Here is a 20,198-nt window from a genome sequence, read left to right as displayed (position 1 = left end):
ATCATCCTTTTAGCATTGGCATAGTGATTCCTTTTTCCTTTGCCGTGCGAATTGCAATCTCATAGCCGGCATCCGCATGACGTACAACACCCATTCCCGGGTCAGATACTAAGACGCGGTTGATTTTATCTGAAGCAAGCTGTGTACCATCTGCTACAAGTACTTGACCTGCGTGCTGCGAATATCCCATCCCAACACCACCACCGTGATGAATACTTACCCAGCTTGCACCACCTGCTGTATTGACTAAGGCATTTAGTAATGGCCAATCTGATACGGCATCTGAACCGTCCATCATGCCTTCTGTTTCACGGTTTGGTGACGCTACCGAACCTGAATCTAAGTGGTCACGACCGAAAACGATTGGCGCTTTTAACTCCCCATTTGCGACCATTTCATTTACTTTTAACGCAAAGCGGTGGCGATCACCATAACCTAACCAGCAAATACGCGCCGGTAAGCCTTGCCATTTCACCATCTTTTGCGCCATATCAATCCAGTTCACAAGCGCCTCATCGTGAGCGAACATTTCTTTTGCTAATTGATCGGTTTTATAAATATCCTCCGGGTCACCTGACAGTGCTGCCCAGCGGAATGGTCCTTTTCCTTCGCAGAATAATGGACGGATATACGCCGGTACGAAGCCCGGGAAATCGAAAGCATTTTCAACACCCATTTCTTTTGCGTACGCACGGATATTGTTGCCGTAATCGAATGTTTCTGCCCCTGCTGCTTGGAATTCTAGCATCGTAATTACGTGCTCTGCCATCGTTTCTTTCGCGCGGCGCTCATAGGTTTTTACGTCTGATTTACGTAATGCTAACGCTTCATCTAATGTCATGCAGTTTGGTACATAGCCGTTAATTGGGTCATGTGCTGACGTTTGATCGGTTACGAAATCTGGCGTAATGCCACGGTTTAATAGCTCACGATTTACATCTGCACAGTTTCCAACTAAGCCGATTGAAGCCGGTGTTTTTTCTGCAGTTAATTTGTCTACGAGCTCCATTGCTTCATCTACGGTTTCGACAAGGTAATCGCAGTACCCTTCTTTCATTTTGCGCTCGATGCGTGCTCGGTCAACTTCGACTACTAAAATTACCGCACCCGCCATTTTCCCTGCTAATGGCTGTGCGCCACTCATGCCGCCCATACCACCAGTTAAGATCCAGCGTCCGCGTAGGTCAGCTGAGCCGAATTTCTTTTTCCCTGCTTCAACAAAGCTTAAATAAGTCCCTTGTAGAATCCCTTGTGCGCCGATGTAAATCCAAGAACCCGCCGTCATTTGCCCGTACATCATTAAGTTGCGCTCTTCTAGTTCATAGAAGTGATCCCAGTTTGCCCAGCCCGGTACTAAGTTTGAGTTGGCGATGAGTACGCGCGGTGCATTTTCATGCGTTTTAAATACTGCAACTGGCTTGCCTGATTGCACAAGCATGGTTTCATCATCTTCTAGCACTTTTAATGTTTCGATTAGTTTTTCATAGCTTTCCCAATCACGCGCCGCTTTCCCGATCCCGCCGTAAACAACTAACTCATCTGGATTTTCCGCTACTTCCGGGTCTAAGTTGTTCATTAACATACGCATTGCCGCTTCTTGCGTCCAACCTTTACACGATAATTCGTTCCCTCGTGGTGCGCGGATATTTGTTTTAAACATAATGTTTCGCTCCCTTAATTAAAATAATATAAATGCAATTGGTGTAACTATAATTAGTGTTAATACAACACGTTCAAACCAAATGATGATCATTTGACGAATTGATAATGGAATATCCGTTGATAAAATAACTGGGATAACCGCTGAGAAGAATAGAATTGCTGAAATTGAAACAACAGCGACAATAAATTTCGTAATTAATGCAGCCTCTGTTACAAGCATGGCTGGTAAAAACATTTCTGCAATCGATAATGACACCGCTTTAGCTGTTAACATTGGCTCTGGTAATTGCAGTAAGTACGTAAATGGTGCAAATATATATGCAATCCAGTCAAATAACGGTGTGTACGTTGCTAACACAAGGCCTAATAACCCAATCGATAAAATCGAAGGAATGACACCCATCGCCATGATAAAACCTTCTTTTAAATGGAGGATTAAATTTTTAGCTAATGAAGGATTAGATTTTGCCCCTTCTACCGCTTCTGTCCATGCAGTTTTTAAACGATCTTTTTTCACGATTTTTTCAGGCTGTGGCTTCGAGCCTTCTGCGTATTCGTCTTTAATTTTATTCAGTGGATAAATACGCGCTGTAATTGCTGTTACAAGGAACGTTACAATAAGCGTTACCCAGAAAAACAAATTCCAATGCTCCATTAAATCTAACGTTTTTGCGACAACAACCATAAATGTCGCTGATACCGTTGAGAACCCTGTTGCGATAATCGCTGCTTCACGCGCTGTGTATTTTCCTTCTTTATAAACTCGATTTGTTAAAATCAAACCTACTGAATAACTTCCGACAAATGACGCCACCGCATCAACGGCTGAGCGCCCTGGTGTTCTAAATATTGGTTTCATAATTGGCTGCATAAGTACGCCAATAAATTCAAGTAAGCCGTAGCATACAAGCAGTGCTAAAAAAACAGCACCAATTGGAATAATTAAGCCCACTGGTTTTATAAGCTTTTCTAATAGAAATGGCCCGATATTCGGATCAAATAACCACGCCGGACCAACATTGAAAATTAGCATAACCCCTACAACTAATCCAACAATTTTAAAGCCTGACAGGACAATATTGACCTTTGATGTTTTCCATTTCTTTGTGACAAACGGATATGCAGCCCCTAATACTAAAAGTAGCATTACATAAACGTTCACGAATGTTGGTACATACAACGTGAAAGCAGTTACGATATGGTCAATTAAAATAGAAGTTTTACCGTTCCATTCGAATGAAATAAAGAAACTAACAATCCCGATTAAGCTACAAATGACCATTTTCACGAAAATACCCAGCTCAAAATTCACTGTTTTGCGCCCTTCATAATTCTCCTGAACTTTTGTCATGTCACCACCCCTTTGTACTTCTACTTTATGTTTCTTTTTATTTGGAATAAATAGATTATTTTTGTGAAATACAGTAAAATTTACAGATAATTAATCTTTTCTAAACTTAAAATAGCAATTTTATTAGATTCATAATTTTATATGGTGGTGATCCTATGAGAATTTTCATTATTGAGCGTGATACTGAAGAAATAGATGGGGTGATGTGGTATTTAAAAACATACATCGCCGCAGATCTTGACATAAAAACGGCAACCAGTTGTGGGGATTTACATACACAATTAGAGCAATTTCAGCCGCAGCTGTTATTAATCGAGATGGAATTGATTACTTTAGAGGTGGAGAAATTACTAAAGCAGCAAAGCGTTCCGATTATCGCCCTAACCGCAGAACCGATTTTTCAACAAGCAATGAAAGCGATTCGTATTCAAGCAATTGAATTATTTGTTAAACCAGTGCCACTCGAGCAACTAAAATCAATTATTTTAGCATTACCATCAGAAAGGGTTGCTTTACCGCATCAGTTCCCTTTGATTCCTGTAGAAACCACACTATATTCAGATTTGTATTTAAATCGGCAGGAATTGTTTTCGTTACACACAAGGGCGTTCTTCTTAATTGAATGTGCACAGTTCAAGCATAATTTAACACTTTATGAATGGCTGATTCACGTACCGATTTTCATAAATTTAACCGTACTCCCATTACAAAATCGCATTATTTGTCTTGCCGATTGTGATGACCTAGCTCAGCTTTCTAAACAGCTACGTTTACTCCTGCAAGAATGGGCGCAATTTAATGATGATGAACTGAACATCGCTTTATACGATGGAGATGAAACGACTTTATTTGTAATGTATCAAGCGTGTAAAAAGGTATTAACACAGCGCTTTTATAAAGGTTACTCGCATTTATTTAAAAGCTCCCAATCGTTACAGCTTACACGCTTAGATCCGATTTTAACGCCTGAACAACAGCAGCTTTGGATTACTAGTTTAGAAAATGGGGATTTAAAAACAATTAAAGCCTTTTTGTATCAATTAACGAATGCTCCGCCCTTTTACCATTATGAGGATGTGCGTATTCACTTAACGAGCGTTCTTGCACAAATTCGACGCTTTATGCTGAAATACCATTTGCAGCAGCAAGCTAAAACGGAGGAACAGTACCGCGCACTCTTTCATCAAATTTTGGAGCACCCGATTTTATATGCGATTGTGCAGGAATTTATTTTATTTACACAAACACTGATTGATTGCGTGAAAAAAATGCAGCAAGTAATGGTGGCCGACTATACGGAGCTAGCAATTTCTTCGATTGAGGCACACTATAAAAATCCAAAGTTAACATTACAAAGTGTTGCACGAAATTTAAATATTAACGCCAATTATTTAAGTACGGTCTTCTCGAAAAAACGGGGCATTCCATTTAAAAAATATCTACAGCAGTACCGTGTACAACAAGCCGCAACCTTATTATTAGAAACCGATTATTCTGTTGCAATGATTGCCGAAACAGTCGGCTTTGTTGATAGCAATTACTTCATTAAAGTATTCCGGGATTATTTCCACATCACGCCGTATCGTTATCGCGCGCAAACGAAAAAGCCTAGCTAATGTGCTAGGCTTTTCGTTTGTTAAAATGGGAATAAGAGCGGCACGACAATCATCATGACAATAAACATAATAACTTGTAATGGCACACCGACTTTTACGAAATCCATAAACTTATAACCACCTGCTGTTAATACAAGTGAGTTGGTTGGTGACGCAATCGGTGTTGCAAAGGCCATACTTGCTGCTGTGGCAACCCCAATCATAAATGTGTACGGATTCGTATCCATCGCAATCGCTGCGGTAATCGCAATCGGTGAGAACAGTACCGCAGTAGCCGTATTACTAACAAATTGCCCAAAGATAACGGTTAATAGGTAAATCCCCATTAAGACACCGTACGGACCAAAATCACCGAGCACGTTAATAATTCCGTCAGCTAAAATGGTCATTCCACCTGTTTTTTCAAGTGCGGTTGCCATCGGAAGCATCGCCGCTACAAGCACAATACTTTCAAAGTTCATTTTGCCGTAGGCATCGTCCATATTACGCAGGCAACCGGTAATAATCATTAATACCGCGCCGATTAATACGGCAATGACCGCATCAAACACTTCAAATACCATGAGACCAATCATCAGTAGCATAATCGCACCAGCAAGTGGCGCTTTTCCATTTGCAGCAGCAGCGCCGGCTTGTTCGCGCGGCTGACCAACGACTACCACATCATGCGTTTCGCGTGATAATAGCTCGATTTCATCCCACGTACCTTGGACAAGAATCGCATCCCCGAAACGCAGCTTTTGCTCCGCCATATTTTTTAACAGGTAATTCCCTTTACGGTTAATCCCTAAAATATTCAGATTGTACTTTTCGCGGAAGCCAATTTTACTTACCGTTTCCCCAATCAAGCTTGATTGCGGCGTTAGTAACACTTCGGCTACGCCAATTTTTTTCGAAATTAACTCTTCAACATTATCCTCAAACGGCTGCACAGTTAAGGTGAAATCTTGTGCGAAGCGCTCTACATCTTGCGCTAACCCCTGTACGTACAGCTCATCACCGGCATAAATGACACTTGTTGGACCGGCAAGCTCCTGATACGTCATTGGGCGCAAGTTAATGCCTTCTTGTGCTGCGCCGCGTTTAATTTTCATAATGTAGATATGGTACGTTGCTGGTAATTTTAAATCGGCTAGCTTTTGGTCCATAATTGTGGACGTTTCACTTACAACAATACGGAATAACTTGTCCTGTAAATCGTATTCCTTGGCAATCTTTTGCGGCGACAATTTATAGCCCGCGCTCGACTGTGATCGATTTTCCTCATTTGGCAGTAATGTATTGCGCACTGCGACTAAATAAAGAATCACCGTAATCGTCGCGATAATCCCGATTGGTGTAATCGTGAAAAAGCCAAGTTTTTCAAAGCCATGATCCACTAGCGTTTGTGACGCGATTAAGTTCGTCGGTGAGGCGATTAATGTCATAAGTCCCGACATACTCGCAATATAAGATAATGGCATTAAAAATTTCGACGGGCTTACTTTAATGCTGATCGCAATCGATACAACGATTGGTAGCATGAGCGCCACGGTTCCAGTATTACTCATAAAGGCACCGACAACAGCAACGATAATTAATAATAAAATAAATAATCGCAGTTCACTATCACCTGACCACTTTAATAGAAGATTACCGGCCATCCCTGCAAGGCCTGTACGTAAGATTCCCGCGCCAACGACGAATAGCCCAGCAATCATAATAACAACAGAATTCGAGAAACCTGCAAGCGCTTCAGCAGGCGTTAAAATATTTAAAATAACGAGCGATAACAGAGCCATCACGGCAACTAAATCTGCGCGTAGACGATTCGTTGTAAATAACACGATTGTCAGCGCCAAAATAATAAATGTAAACGTTAATTGCATAATCCTTTCCTTTCATGTATGTACTTGCCAACTATTATATAGGAAAAAACTCAAAACCTCTTTGTATTTTGTCAGTTGTCACAAAAATGATACGGATTTCACTAAAAATGGTACATGGTATTTTCAATTACAAATGCTATTTTCATTATAAGCCGTGTGAAAAAGAGTTATGAACCCTATTTAAAGGTAAATTATTCATCTCTCTTATTTTATTCCATTTTAGACCAACGAGCATAAAGATTCCGTTTAAAGAATATATATAACGGGTACAAGAACAACTGTGCATACGAGGAATTTTATTTATATCAGATAGTTATTACAATATATAATTAGTATCTTAATATAAAAATTACTTAAAAAGAATTATTATAATGTAGTAGCAATTCTGATTTACTTTTGCTATATTATTAGTGAAGAGTTTTTCAAATTTATTTTATTTTTAGGAGGAACTTATACATGACAAATGAACGTTTAACAACTGCTACTGGTGCTCCAGTAGTATCAAACGACGATGTACAAACAGCTGGCCGTCGTGGTCCAGTTCTATTACAAGATGTATTTTTAATTGAGAAATTAGCAAACTTCAATCGTGAAGTAATTCCTGAGCGTCGTATGCACGCAAAAGGTTCAGGTGCATTCGGTACATTTACAGTAACGCGTGACATCACTCAATATTCAAAAGCAGCGATTTTCTCTGAAATCGGCAAAAAGACAGAAATGTTCGCACGTTTCTCTACAGTTGCTGGTGAACGTGGGGCTGCAGATGCTGAGCGTGATATCCGTGGATTCGCACTTAAATTCTACACAGAAGAAGGCAACTGGGATATGGTTGGTAACAACACGCCTGTATTCTTCTTCCGTGACCCATTACACTTCCCAGACTTAAACCACGTTGTTAAGCGTGATCCAAAAACGAATATGCACAACGGCAATTCAAACTGGGATTTCTGGACTTCATTACCTGAAGCCCTACACCAAGTAACAATCGTTATGTCTGACCGTGGTATTCCAAACGGCTACCGCAAAATGCACGGCTTCGGTTCACACACATACTCAATGATTAATGCTGCAAACGAACGCGTTTATGTGAAATTCCACTTCCGTTCTCAGCAAGGAATTGAAAACTTAACAGGTGCAGAAGCTGGTGAAATTATCGGTAAAGACCGCGAATCTTCTCAACGTGACTTATTCGAGTCAATCGAAAAAGGCGATTTCCCGAAATGGAAAATGTACATCCAAGTGATGACAGAAGAGCAAGCACGTAACTCAAAAGATGATCCTTTCGATTTAACAAAAGTTTGGTATAAATCTGAATATCCACTAATCGAAGTGGGTGAATTCGAATTAAACCGTAACCCAGAAAACTATTTTGCTGATGTTGAGCAAGCGGCATTCGCACCTTCTAACGTTGTACCTGGTATTTCATTCTCACCAGACCGCATGTTACAAGCGCGCTTATTCGCTTATCAAGATGCAACGCGTTACCGTTTAGGCGTTAACCATCACCAAATTCCAGTAAATACACCAAAATGCCCATTCATGGTATACCACCGCGATGGACAAGGTCGTGCCGATGGAAACCGTGGTTCAGCAATTACGTACTATCCAAATAGCTACGGTGCATTACAAGGTAATCCGCAATTCAAAGATCCAGCATTAGCGCTTGATGGCCCTGCTGACATCTATGATTATCGTGAAGATGACAACAACTACTTCGAGCAACCAGGTAAGTTATTCCGTCTTCAAACGCCAGAGCAACAACAACGTTTATTTGAAACAACGGCTTCTGAAATGAATGGCGTTGAAGAATTCATCAAGCGTCGCCACATCTTACACTGCTACTTAGCGGATCCAGCTTATGGTGAAGGTGTCGCAAAAGCGATGGGCTTAACTTTAGACGGTATGGACCTTTCTAACCCATACGTTGATTTAGTAAATAAATAATTTATAAAAGTGTTATTGATATCCAAACTTTATTCACTTACACACCGCAAGTATCATTTGATGCTTGCGGTTTTTACATATGTATCATTCCACATTTTGTGTGTTTTTTGTATGATGAAAGGAACAATGTTTGGGGGGATTTTTTTGCACGCAAAACAACAAAAACATCAGCAAATGCTACGAGCAGCAAAAAGACTATTTACAGCACACGGCTTCGAGCGAACATCTATGCAAAAAATTGCTGACGAAGCGAATGTTGGTGTGGCAACCTTGTTTCGTTATTTCCCAAAAAAGGAGCTGCTCATTAGTGAAATTGTCATTGAATTGATTGAACAAATGATGCCACAATTTGAAGCCATTATTACTTCGGAGGCTACAGGCTATGAAAAAATGAATGCCATTTTAGATACGTATATTGACTATATTTTCACAGCCAATCGTGAGGCTGTTACGATTTTAGAAAACTTTGAGTACTACGCGACGTACAATCCAATCGATGTAGAAATTATGGCAAACATTAAAAATGCCTATACGAAAATTGGTCACTCCATCACGCTAGCTATTGCACAGGGCCAACAAGATGGATCGATTACATTAAATCCTGAAGCAGAATTAACTGCACATACAATGATGAACGTATTCGGCATTGCTATGAAAAAGCATGCGTTTACGAGCTTCATGCCTTATGAAATTTTCCCAACACCAAAAAAAGAACAGCTCCAACAGGTAAAACACATGATTTTACACTATTTAAAAGGATAATCGAATAAAAAACTACAACGGAAAATCCGTTGTAGTTTTTATCATTTATTTATTCACTTCAATAAGCTTCGCCACGATATTATCCGTTAGCTCCTGAGCAGTTTGTGGCACGAATTTCACTAAAATTTGATTAATCATCGGTCCCATCATCCCACCTGCTGTAATGTCTAAGTTCCCAGTCATCGTCGTTTCATTTTCACTAACAGCCTCTGCTTTGAAGTAGCCACCGCCTTTGAAATTATCCGACATCCCGGTTAAATCAAAGATAACACCTGATGGATCATTCCACTCTTTAATATCAATTTTTAGCTTTACTGTTTTTTTCATAAAGCCTAAATCGCCTTTAAATGCCCATGTTGATTCATTTTCGTTAATAATTTCATGCTCGATGTAACCTGGTACAAGTGGCGCCCAGTTGTTCATATCTTGCACGAATTCCCAAATCGTATTGATGTTAAGTGGTACCGATACTAAATGTGTTCCTGCTGGCATATGATCACCTCTTAGTTTGATTTTGCTGCGTGCTCGCCTGCTAAATAACCGAATACCATACCTGGTCCGATTGTTCCGCCTGCTGATGGATAAATTGGGCCAAGCGGGTTTGCTGATGCGTTCCCAGCTGCATAGAGGCCTTTAATCGGCACGCCAGCAAAGTTTACGACTTGTCCATTTTCATTGATTTTTGGTCCTCCGTTTGTTCCTAATGCACTTAAATAAATTGGTAGTGCATAGAATGGGCCTTTTTCAATTTTGCCTAAGTTGGCTTCTGGGCTTGCCCCGCCGCCTGTTAAATTCTCAAATTGCGTTGTTCCGCGGCGGAAGTCTGGGTCTTCTTTGTCTTCACAGAACTTATTCCATTTTGCCACTTCATCCTCTAAATTACTCGCATTGATGCCAATTTTTTCTGCTAGTTCGCGAATTGTTGGTGCCTGGTCTACCCAATCTGGTGCTGGGTCACCCGGTGTCATCGTAATCAGTAGCTGGCTATCCTTTAACTGCTGATCGAATACCATCCACACCGGTGATTCATTCGGGAATTCAAACTCCACTGCATCAAAGTTAAAGAATGCACGTGGCATGTCATTATATGTTGTCCCCTCGTTTGTGAAACGACGACCATGCTTGTTTACAACAATAGAGTTCGGGCCATTACGTCCGCCACCAAGCTGTGCCATTACATTGTCCTCGTATTCAAATGTCGGGTCTATCATTGCCGGGTACCACCAAGCCTCACTCATATTATCTAACGCCGCGCCAGCCTTCATTGCCATCATGAGCGCATCCCCTTCATTACCAGGAGGAGAAACTGGGTGCGTAATGTCCATTTTTAAAAATGCTTTTGTTAACTGCTTATTCCATTCAAAGCCACCCGATGCTAAAATCACGCCTTTATTGGCTTTAAAATATTTTTTCTCGCCTTCTGACGTTTCTGCGATAACGCCAATAATTTCTTGATTATCCCCTAACACAAGCTCCTTACCTGCTGTGTTTAGTAATGTTTCCACACCACGGTCTAGGCAGCCTTTAAACAACGACGCGATGAGTGAACGGCCCATCGTTACGATATTATTTTGCATACGCTCCGCAATCATTTGGAAGTCAATACCACCAACTGCCCCGCCTTCAGCTAATGTTAACGGAGGGAAGATTGGGTTTTGACGTAAATGCTGTCCCCATTCACCAATTTCATTTAAGTTAAATGGCTTCGGGTCTAATGAACGCGTCCCGTTTTGTAGTGCTTCAGGTAAGTTTTTATAGTACTCCGGATAACCTTCAGGTGTCGCAAAGCGTAATGGTGTTTTGTCATGTAATGCTTGAAACACCTCATGTCCCTTATCAACAAAGCGCTCAATCATATGATCTTCTGCGCGACCTAACGCTAAACGCTTAATAAAGTTAACCGCAGCTTCACGGTTATCCTCATAGCCTGCTTCTTTCATGTAATGATTTAACGGCACCCAAGGAACCCCGCCAGAGTAAGCCGTTGTTCCACCGATTTGGTGTGTTTTTTCTAAAATCAGTACAGACGCCCCATTGTCTGCTGCTGATACTGCTGCCGATAAAGCAGCTCCCCCAGAGCCTAGAACAATCACATCAACTTCTTTTTCCCATTGAATATTTGTCATTTTGTATTCGCTCCCTTCGTGAAATGATAGTAATACTATCATTTTTATTATGTTGTAATTTGTCTAATTTTTCAACTTAAAAGAGATAAAATATACATTAAAGAGAAAAAATAAAAAGATTTGTCCTGAAATCAATTCCAGGACAAATCTTTTTACACAAATAATATAGTAGAAATATAAATTACAACCGTCACCGTCAAACAGCTAATGATCGTTGAAAATAAAACCGTCTGTGCCGCGGTTGCCGACTCAATATCATATTCAAGCGCAAGACTTGAGCTATTACGTGATGTCGGGAACGCACTGGCGATGAATAATGACTGTGCGACAACACCGTCTAGCCCTAATGCAAAAATAATGACGAGCGCCACTGCCGGCCCCACAACGAGGCGCGTAAAGCAGCTCACAAAAATCGTTTTGTTAAACATTGTACGCATTTCAATCGTCGATAGCTGCGCTCCTAATGTAATAAGGGCGACTGCGACAAATCCATCCGCAATATGTTCAAGTGGAATACTAAATGTTTCTGGAATCGGGATAGTAAAGTAGTTTAATGCTGCACCTAAAATAAGCGCATGAACAATCGGCATTTTTAAAAAGTCCCGAATAATTGCCAAGCCTGACTTCGTAGAAGAAATCAAATTATACAAGCCATATGTATACGTTGTCATATTTTGAAAAATAACCAAAATCACCTGAATGGCAACCCCAATCGGCTGCGTGGCAAAGATCATTTGCGCCACAGGAATGCCGTAGTTGCCAGAGTTAATGAGCACTACACTATTTTTGAACACCGCGCCCTCTTTTTTATCCAGCTTTAATAGCTTCGCAAGCAGCTGACTCAGTAGCATTTGCGAGCCAATAAATAGCACGATAAATAGCGTGATTTGTCCTAGCACACTCATTTCAATCGACGTTTCATAAATATTAATAAATACCGCAGCAGGCATAAAACAGTATGTAATCAGATGCGACAAGGCCTTTAAATTAAAATGAAACTTACGTTGCAGCAGTGCGCCAATGACTAGTAATACTAAAATCGGTGCAACAATTTTGAAGAAAATCATAGATAAATAAACCATATGAGCATTGCTCCTTTTACGCCTAATTCTTATCGTTGTTAATTATAACGCATTTTTCATAGGTTGCGACTTACGTTTTCACGCGAAAAAACGCCTATGACTAAAAATCATAGGCGCTCTAGCTTATAGATAATCGATTGCTTTTAATGCTTGGTAAAGGAGCTCCGCGAATTCAGCGCGTGTTAATTGTTTTGTTGGTTCAAATGAGCCTGTCCCACTCACCACACCAAATAATTCTAAAATCGCAATGCTTTGACGCGCTTCTACCGTTAAGTTTGCGATGTCACGGTAACTTGAATTTAGGTTATTATATGCCTTCGCTAAATCCTGATTTAAATAGCGATACATATTGGCAATAATAATCGCTGCTTCTTGCTTTGTGACTGTGCCATTTGGATTAAAGCGTGAAGAAGTTGCCCCACTCATAACCCCCGCTTCAAGTAAGCCCTGTACACGCTTCACATGTACATCGCTCTCTAAATCTTGATAGTTCGATTTTGCGTTACTTGATACATCAAGTACTGTCGCAATCATTAATGCAACGTCCATCTTCGCTACTTGCTTATAGCTCTGTGATAAACGTGAGGTCGTATTAAATTCAATGCCGCGCTTCGCTAGCTCACGAATCGCATCCCCTTGCGCACCTGACGGGATATCGTTGTACGTTCTCGCGGTTGTTGCTTTAAACGTACCGCTTGATTTCGTACGGATAATGAATGTCGAGCCGTCTACTTTAAATGATGCCACCGAACCAGATGCAGCGACACGCTCAATAATTTGTGAGGCATTGCCCTTTAATGCACTAAACGGTACGTGAATTTCTACGTAATCCGAGAAGTACTTGGCCTTGTTGCCCTCTGTAAATTGAATATTAAGCTGATTGTTCGTGACATTAACCGAAACGCCGACAGTTGCTGTTGAAGCCTTTAAATCCGCTGTTGGGATGACGATTTCAATGTTATCAGCTTTTAAACGCATATTGCGGTCTGTATTATTTTTCACTTGTGTTGACGAAATCGTCGTTGTGTAACGGCCATTTTGGTTACGCATCGGTTCATACGCTGACCATGATGCAACCGGGTTTGTCACTACCGATGATGACGTTGTCGCTGAATCATCTGGAATGTAGAGCGGGTCATATGTTGGCTTTTGCACAACAATTGCCCCTGGTTTTACCGCATGGATATACTCTGGGTAGTAGGTAAACACTAAATCCAAGTATTCTGGGTCTTTCCACATCGTTTCTAGACGTACAAGTTTTTCATACGTTGTGACATGCCTTCTCGCCTCTGATGATAGGCGGTTATAGTTCGCACGCGCCTGCGCAATTTGTGCTGTTGTTGAGTTACGAGTAATGTCGTTCATGTATACGTCGAAAGCATTGGCATCTAGCTTCGCTTCTTTTACGACTGTGTCTTGATAGATGGTCCTATTTTCAGCATCGATTAGACCTTGTAAGTTCGTTACATACGTCTTTGCCAACCTGCTTAATGCATTGTAAGCAATACGGATGTTTTTGATTTGTGCTTCTGTGTAGCCACTTGTAATACGATTGATGCGGTCTTGTACAACAGCCGCTTCTTTTTGTGCGATTATAATGAGCTCTTTAATGCGTGATTCATAGTATTCTAATAATTCTCGTGTACCTTTAGAAATTAAATCCTTCCCAGTCTCGGTTAACGCATTATACGCCTCGCGTACTTCTAGGATTTCTTCTTCTGTCGATTCATCATTTAACGCTGCAATCATCGTGATGACATTTTGCACAGCTAGTCGATCTTTGTCAGTCGTTTCCTGTAAGATTAAACGTTCTTCAACTGCTTCGACCTTTTCATCATAGTCAACGATTTGCTTTTGACTTTCTTCGTCTAATGCATCGTAAGCGTCCAGTAAAGCATTTAACTCCTCCCGCGTCGTTTTATCGCCTAGTTTATCAACCATCTCTTGCACTTTTTTTATGGCATCTTTTGTTGCAGTGTCGTTAGCAATAGCCTTGTTGTATAGTTCGATTAAAAGTTTGCTACCTGCTTCCTCCACCTGTTTGCGTGCATCTTCTGAAATGCTCATGTATAGGTCATACACAGGCTTTACGTCAGCTAATAACGCATCTTCTTTTAGATTTTTAATTTCCGCTGTGATGATTCGAACTTCATGTTCTTCAAGCTTAGCCAACGGGATGTAACTTTGCAGTAAAGCGGTAATTTCTTTTGCCTTCGCACGTAATCCGACAACTTTTGTCATGTCTACGTCTGCGCTTGTCGTTATTTTGTTAATATCTGCGATTAGATTTTTAGCTTCATTTAACAGTGTCGGTTCTAATGCTGCGCTGTATGTGCCAAACATGTTAGCCGTCGCTTCGCTGCTGTAGAATTTGGCGATTGAGTTGCTAAGTTTGTTAGCTTTTTCGAAATTAGTAATCTCGGTATTTATTTTATTAACCTCTGCTTCAAACGCCTCTAATGTTTCTAGTTTTTTCGTTTCTAGCTCCGTAACCGCTGTTTCAATTGCTTTTAAAGTTGGTAAGTTTTTGATTTTTTTGATTTCTGCTTCAAACGCATTAAGCTTCTCTACTAATGCTTTTGTTGCCACACTATTTAGCTCTGCCTTTTGTGCAGTCGTTAATGCGTTATATTGAGAAACTAAGCTTTGAAGCGTATCGTAAAGCTCTGGCGTAATTGGTGATGTTCCCAAAGTAACGTCATCTAATTGCGTTGTTAAGCTTTCCGCAATATCTTTAATCGATTCGGATAAGCTGTTGGCCGCTGTAATTTTCGCTACCTCAGCCTCTGTAAATAACGCCTGCTCACTAATTGTCATTTTGTTGTAGGCACCTAGTATCTCTTTAATCACCGCTAAGTAATCTGACGTTGTTTCGTCAGTATTGCTAAGTTTTAGGCGGTAGGATTCGACGTTAGTACGGCGTTCTTTCACTTGGTTAATAAAACCTGAGCTCGTAATTTGTTTTTGTAGTGATGGCAATAATTTCTCATAGCGTACCGTCAGCTTTTCCACTTCGGTAATGAAGTTTTTTACATCAACAAATGGATCCTTCGATGTGCCGATTAACTTTTTAAAATCGGCATTTAAATTATCTACTTTTTTTGTTTCCTCAAGTGCTTTTTGTAAAATGTTATAGTTATAAACTGCCTTTTTTTCATCGGCTGTTAAACCTTTGTAAACTTCAGCAGCTGCAAAAATTGCTGTGTAGTAGCCATCATTGAAAATATCTAATTTATTGATATTTGAAATTAATTTATTAACGTTTGTATTCGTTCCGCTTGCTGGGAAGAATATGGATTCAAGTTTTTGTAATTCAGCAAGTTTTACTTTTGAAACTCCATCCTTGGCAATTTCCATTTGCTGATTTGGCGTTAATGCCATATATAATTCACGGGCTTTGATGATTTTCTTTTCTAAGTCCGCTGTGTCTTTTTCTAATTTAGCGATAGCTGTTTTTAATGTTGTAATATCTGTTTCTATAGTTACTTTTGTGAGTTCTAAGGTTTCTTTAGTAACTTTTAAATCCCTAATTTTCTCTTCTGAAGCAGAAATTTTTACTGAATCAGTAGAAGCTTCAGCTTTTAATTCCTCTAATTTCTTTTGTTCTTCTATAATTTCATCATTTTTTTCCTTTAACGCTTTTTGATTAGCCGCTAATTTTGTTTCTTCAGTTGTAAGATTGCCTTTTTTCGTAGCAATTGTTTCATTTGGATGCTTATCGCCACTAACAATCCTTGTTGCAAGCTCACTCATCTCATTCAACGCTATTTTCACATTATTGATAGCATTTTTATGACCATCTTCTAACGCCTCAATATAAACCGTTTTTTCACCGCTTGCTATTTTGTATTTCACGGCATCCGTACCGACCATCGAAATTGCTTCAACGGGTTCGTTGATTAATAGCTTTAATTCAAATGTTGGAGTTGCCGATGTTTCATTTTGAATCACTAACTCATATAAATAATGCCCCATGCTTGTGTTTACAAAGTATAGGCTCTCTTTCTCAACAATAGCAGAATCGGTATCTGACATTTGCTTCACATATACCATTTTACCTGGCTCTGAAGTAATTTTAATCTCTACATTATTCATTTTTATATTGTCAATTATTGTATCTTTATCCAATTTTAATGTATCGTTATTAATTCTCTTTATTTTTCCATCCGCATCGACAAAATAAATAAAGTTATCAGAAACCGCCTTATTATCTGCTGTTGCTAAATGATCGTATGAAGGGTCTTTTGTTTCTTGAGCTCCTACTGTAATACGGTGATCACCTATATTATTTGTTAAAAAGTAGCGATAATTCACGTCTTTATTGTTACGGTCTGTACTATCATTTGCCGCTACGTCAAGGTTGTACCAATAATTATTTTCAATTTTCACTATATTCCAAGAACGATAAACACCGTTTTTCATGCCGTATACGTAATGAACATCCAAATTGGCTTTCTTTAAAAGCATATATGTATACATCGCATAAGCATGGGATGAACCTGTATTTTTCAGTGCTAAATATGTTGGACTATGCTCACTTTCTGTAATAAATGAATTACTTACAATATAATCATGTACCTTCTTTACTTTTTTTAACGGTGTATTATCCGCCGTTTCAAACGTCAATTTTCCTAACGTAGCTATCACATCTGTGCTTGTCCCGTAATAACTCATCGTAAACTCAAGCTTTACTTCTGACTCGCCATCTTTAACGGTTTCTGTCGCTTTAACCTTCGCATTTTTAAACATGCCATAAAGCATCGTGTTATCACCAATCGCTAAATTGGCCTTCATATCCTTAAATATTTTTTCAACCTCAGCTTGTGCTTCCGCTGCTGAAACCTTTGTTAATTTTGCGTCAAATGTTGTTTTGTACGCACTCATTCCAGTAACAATGACATTTTTTAAAGTATTATTTAAATCGGCCTCTTTAACCGCCTCAACATCTACAGCATCCCCACCAACAAATTCATTATTTACTTCAAAACTAAGCGTTACGTCTGCCGCGAATGCACTGTCTGCTACTACGACACTTGCTGGTACAGCCACTAAAGCTGCTAATATTTTTTTCGATTGGTTCATGTGTAACACATCTCCTTCTCGCTTCTAGTTATCTACAAAATCACATTACTAATATTATCGGCATATATCCCATATTTTAGAATAAAATTGCGCAATGTATTATGAAAAAGTCCAGTTCCTAAAAAAGAATTAGACCAACTTTCTAACACTTTCGCCATTTGCACGAAAAGTGTACACATGCTACAGTCAAATATAACCAGAAAACTAGGAGGTTTAATTATGAAACGATATGTTACCGTAATCCTATGTGCCATTTTTTTGCTGAGTGGTCTGCTCTTACCTCTACAAAAAGCCGAAGCAAAGCGCATTTTCAGTGATGTTTCAACCACGCATTTTGCCTATGATGCAATTAAATGGGCCTATGATTTTAATATTGTGAATGGCTACGAAGATGGCACCTTCCGCCCAAATCAGGCTGTTACCGAGCAGCAATTTGCGCAATTACTAGTGAAATATTTTGATTTAGATCCTGTCACTGACGAACTATTAAAGTACTCTAATAAGGAAATAGCATCGGATGCCAATTACAATACACTCGCCGCTTATCAAGTACCACTGAATGGCTATTTTGATAATAAAATTCGTGATCATGCCGTTAAGCGTGGCACGGTGGCTCATGCACTTGCATACATATTAAATGGGGATGTAAGCTTAGACAAATCGATTCGTTTCTTAATCGATCACCATATTTCATCAGGGCAAAACCCGAAATACGAAAACACAAATATCCAACGTTTCTTCGGTACAACGAATAATTTAACACGCGCGCAGCTTGTTGCCTTCTTCTATAAGCTACAAGCAAAAAGCTTTTTCTACATCTCACCAAATGCTGAAAACAGCTTTGAAAATATCGAAGCATTTACACTTAATAAACGCGCAAATCTAGCACGTAACACACTCGACAAATCGCTACGTAAAGGCTCGAACTGGTCATCAGAAGCCAACACAAAGCCTTCAAAAACCTGGAATGGTGAATACACGTACTTTTACACATATGGTAAGGGCGACTTAGACGTACTTGGCCGGATCCTCACAATTACCAACAGTTCAAAAACAGGCTTTGACGTCACATACTATACGTATGATGGCTGGAGCTCCGGTACAGTAGAAGGTACAGCAACGGCTACCTCTGACACAAAAGCGCGCATGAACAAAACGAGCGCCGGTGAACGCTGCGTTATCGAATTTGAAAAGGTCGGCATCCGTTCTATTAAAACAACCGAGTTTTACTGCGAAGCTGGGCGCGATAAAGGCACGAATTTTAACGGCACATTATCACTAGAAAAATAAAAAGGTTAGCGCTCGTATATGGGCGCTAACCTTTTCGCTTCTATTTCCCTTAAATTAAAACAACAAAAAAACACACCGCAAATGCGATGTGCTTTCTTCTCAAGTGTATGACCCGTACGGGATTCGAACCCGTGTTACCGCCGTGAAAGGGCGGTGTCTTAACCACTTGACCAACGGGCCAATGGCTCCGAAGGCAGGACTCGAACCTGCGACCTGCCGGTTAACAGCCGGATGCTCTACCAACTGAGCTACTTCGGAACAATACAATAAATACTATGGTGGGCCTAAATGGACTCGAACCATCGACCTCACGCTTATCAGGCGTGCGCTCTAACCAGCTGAGCTATAGGCCCATAATATGGTGGGTTTGGACGGAATCGAACCGCCGACACTTAGAGCTTCAATCTAATGCTCTACCAACTGAGCTACAAACCCACAAAAAAAATGGCGGTCCCGACCGGGATCGAACCGGCGATCTCCTGCGTGACAGGCAGGCATGTTAACCGCTACACCACGGGACCAACATATTATGTATTGCTTATTGAATTAAAAATGGAGGAGGTAGAGGGATTCGAACCCCCGCGCGGTGTTACCCGCCTGTCGGTTTTCAAGACCGATCCCTTCAGCCGAACTTGGGTATACCTCCAAAAGGAAAACAAAATATATGGTGGAGCCTAGCGGGATCGAACCGCTGACCTCCTGCGTGCAAGGCAGGCGCTCTCCCAGCTGAGCTAAGGCCCCATAAAATGGTCGGAATGACAGGATTCGAACCTACGACCCCTTGGTCCCAAACCAAGTGCTCTACCAAGCTGAGCTACATTCCGAATTTGTCATAAATATATAATGGTGCGCTCGACAGGACTTGAACCTACAACCTTCTGATTCGTAGTCAGATGCTCTATCCAATTGAGCTACGAGCGCTATAATTTTTTTGTTTTAAATAACTAAAAATGGTGCCGAGGGCCGGAATCGAACCGGCACGGTGATCACTCACCGCAGGATTTTAAGTCCTGTGCGTCTGCCAGTTCCGCCACCCCGGCATTTTTGGAGCGGAAGACGAGGTTCGAACTCGCGACCCCCACCTTGGCAAGGTGGTGTTCTACCACTGAACTACTTCCGCAAAAATGCATAGATATTTTTATTCTGACAAGTTATGAAATTAAAAAAAACTGGTGAGCCATGAAGGACTCGAACCTTCGACCCTCTGATTAAAAGTCAGATGCTCTACCAACTGAGCTAATGGCTCTCTAAAGTGGTGCCGGCGAAAGGAGTCGAACCCTCGACCTACTGATTACAAGTCAGTTGCTCTACCAACTGAGCTACACCGGCAATTTAGAAATGGTGGAGGATGACGGGCTCGAACCGCCGACCCCCTGCTTGTAAGGCAGGTGCTCTCCCAGCTGAGCTAATCCTCC

The 20,198-nt window shown here is 40.5% G+C and carries 11 protein-coding genes and 14 tRNA genes; 4 read left to right on the top strand and 21 right to left on the bottom strand.

Features of this window, described 5'->3' with window-relative positions:
- Position 1: 1 nt before the first annotated feature.
- Positions 2-1,660: a urocanate hydratase gene (gene hutU / locus NSQ62_RS01095; RefSeq protein WP_341322095.1), complete on the bottom strand. Its 1,659-nt coding sequence runs from the start codon at positions 1,658-1,660 to the stop codon at positions 2-4.
- Positions 1,661-1,678: 18 nt separating this feature from the next.
- The gene (locus NSQ62_RS01090; RefSeq protein WP_341322094.1) at positions 1,679-3,013 is read right to left on the bottom strand and encodes a YjiH family protein; all 1,335 of its coding nucleotides are present in this window, start codon (positions 3,011-3,013) and stop codon (positions 1,679-1,681) included.
- 155 nt (positions 3,014-3,168) lie between these two features.
- Between NSQ62_RS01090 and NSQ62_RS01085 the strand changes: the two genes are divergently transcribed.
- The gene (locus NSQ62_RS01085; protein WP_341322093.1) at positions 3,169-4,629 is read left to right on the top strand and encodes a helix-turn-helix domain-containing protein; all 1,461 of its coding nucleotides are present in this window, start codon (positions 3,169-3,171) and stop codon (positions 4,627-4,629) included.
- Positions 4,630-4,649: 20 nt separating this feature from the next.
- Here NSQ62_RS01085 and NSQ62_RS01080 read toward each other — a convergent pair whose 3' ends face one another.
- Positions 4,650-6,497: an SLC13 family permease gene (locus tag NSQ62_RS01080; protein ID WP_341322092.1), complete on the bottom strand. Its 1,848-nt coding sequence runs from the start codon at positions 6,495-6,497 to the stop codon at positions 4,650-4,652.
- A gap of 456 nt (positions 6,498-6,953) precedes the next feature.
- On the opposite strand from NSQ62_RS01080, the gene NSQ62_RS01075 reads away from it, so the two are divergent.
- Both NSQ62_RS01075 and NSQ62_RS01070 read left to right on the top strand, forming a co-directional pair.
- Positions 6,954-8,441 carry a catalase gene (locus NSQ62_RS01075; RefSeq protein WP_341322091.1) on the top strand — a complete coding sequence of 496 codons (1,488 nt, stop codon included), beginning with the start codon at positions 6,954-6,956 and terminating at the stop codon, positions 8,439-8,441.
- A 144-nt stretch (positions 8,442-8,585) separates the two neighbouring features.
- Positions 8,586-9,203: a helix-turn-helix domain-containing protein gene (locus tag NSQ62_RS01070; RefSeq protein WP_341322090.1), complete on the top strand. Its 618-nt coding sequence runs from the start codon at positions 8,586-8,588 to the stop codon at positions 9,201-9,203.
- A gap of 45 nt (positions 9,204-9,248) precedes the next feature.
- Here NSQ62_RS01070 and NSQ62_RS01065 read toward each other — a convergent pair whose 3' ends face one another.
- The 4 genes from NSQ62_RS01065 to NSQ62_RS01050 form a co-directional block, all read right to left on the bottom strand.
- Positions 9,249-9,695: an SRPBCC family protein gene (locus NSQ62_RS01065; RefSeq protein ID WP_341322089.1), complete on the bottom strand. Its 447-nt coding sequence runs from the start codon at positions 9,693-9,695 to the stop codon at positions 9,249-9,251.
- A gap of 11 nt (positions 9,696-9,706) precedes the next feature.
- A complete protein-coding gene (locus tag NSQ62_RS01060; protein WP_341322088.1) occupies positions 9,707-11,329 on the bottom strand; it encodes an FAD-dependent oxidoreductase in 1,623 nt (540 codons plus the stop codon).
- A 152-nt stretch (positions 11,330-11,481) separates the two neighbouring features.
- On the bottom strand, positions 11,482-12,411 hold the full coding sequence (locus tag NSQ62_RS01055; protein WP_341322087.1) for an AEC family transporter: 930 nt from the start codon (positions 12,409-12,411) through the stop codon (positions 11,482-11,484).
- A 123-nt stretch (positions 12,412-12,534) separates the two neighbouring features.
- Complete coding sequence (locus tag NSQ62_RS01050; protein ID WP_341322086.1) at positions 12,535-17,493, bottom strand: S-layer homology domain-containing protein; 4,959 nt, start codon at positions 17,491-17,493, stop codon at positions 12,535-12,537.
- 219 nt (positions 17,494-17,712) lie between these two features.
- Here NSQ62_RS01050 and NSQ62_RS01045 point away from each other — a divergent pair, with 219 nt between their 5' ends.
- The gene (locus tag NSQ62_RS01045) at positions 17,713-18,783 is read left to right on the top strand and encodes an S-layer homology domain-containing protein (RefSeq protein ID WP_341322085.1); all 1,071 of its coding nucleotides are present in this window, start codon (positions 17,713-17,715) and stop codon (positions 18,781-18,783) included.
- 108 nt (positions 18,784-18,891) lie between these two features.
- Here the strand turns inward: NSQ62_RS01045 and NSQ62_RS01040 are convergent.
- From NSQ62_RS01040 to NSQ62_RS00975, 14 genes are all read right to left on the bottom strand, one after another.
- Positions 18,892-18,963 (bottom strand) — tRNA-Glu (locus NSQ62_RS01040).
- Positions 18,964-18,965: 2 nt separating this feature from the next.
- Positions 18,966-19,041, bottom strand: a tRNA-Asn gene (locus NSQ62_RS01035).
- 18 nt (positions 19,042-19,059) lie between these two features.
- Positions 19,060-19,136, bottom strand: a tRNA-Ile gene (locus NSQ62_RS01030).
- 6 nt (positions 19,137-19,142) lie between these two features.
- Positions 19,143-19,218, bottom strand: a tRNA-Phe gene (locus NSQ62_RS01025).
- A 10-nt stretch (positions 19,219-19,228) separates the two neighbouring features.
- Positions 19,229-19,304: transfer RNA gene (locus NSQ62_RS01020), tRNA-Asp, on the bottom strand.
- A 32-nt stretch (positions 19,305-19,336) separates the two neighbouring features.
- Positions 19,337-19,429: transfer RNA gene (locus NSQ62_RS01015), tRNA-Ser, on the bottom strand.
- Positions 19,430-19,448: 19 nt separating this feature from the next.
- A tRNA-Ala gene (locus NSQ62_RS01010) sits at positions 19,449-19,524 on the bottom strand.
- Positions 19,525-19,530: 6 nt separating this feature from the next.
- Positions 19,531-19,607: transfer RNA gene (locus NSQ62_RS01005), tRNA-Pro, on the bottom strand.
- A gap of 20 nt (positions 19,608-19,627) precedes the next feature.
- Positions 19,628-19,704, bottom strand: a tRNA-Arg gene (locus NSQ62_RS01000).
- A gap of 30 nt (positions 19,705-19,734) precedes the next feature.
- Positions 19,735-19,823, bottom strand: a tRNA-Leu gene (locus NSQ62_RS00995).
- 5 nt (positions 19,824-19,828) lie between these two features.
- A tRNA-Gly gene (locus NSQ62_RS00990) sits at positions 19,829-19,903 on the bottom strand.
- Between the two features lie 50 nt (positions 19,904-19,953).
- A tRNA-Lys gene (locus NSQ62_RS00985) sits at positions 19,954-20,029 on the bottom strand.
- A 7-nt stretch (positions 20,030-20,036) separates the two neighbouring features.
- Positions 20,037-20,112: transfer RNA gene (locus NSQ62_RS00980), tRNA-Thr, on the bottom strand.
- A gap of 10 nt (positions 20,113-20,122) precedes the next feature.
- A tRNA-Val gene (locus tag NSQ62_RS00975) sits at positions 20,123-20,198 on the bottom strand.

It is taken from the genome of Solibacillus sp. FSL H8-0523, assembly GCF_038051985.1.
Classification (GTDB): Bacteria; Bacillota; Bacilli; order Bacillales_A; family Planococcaceae; genus Solibacillus.
The sequence above is the reverse complement of the archived record's forward strand: the minus strand, read 5'-3'. Positions and strand labels throughout refer to the sequence as shown.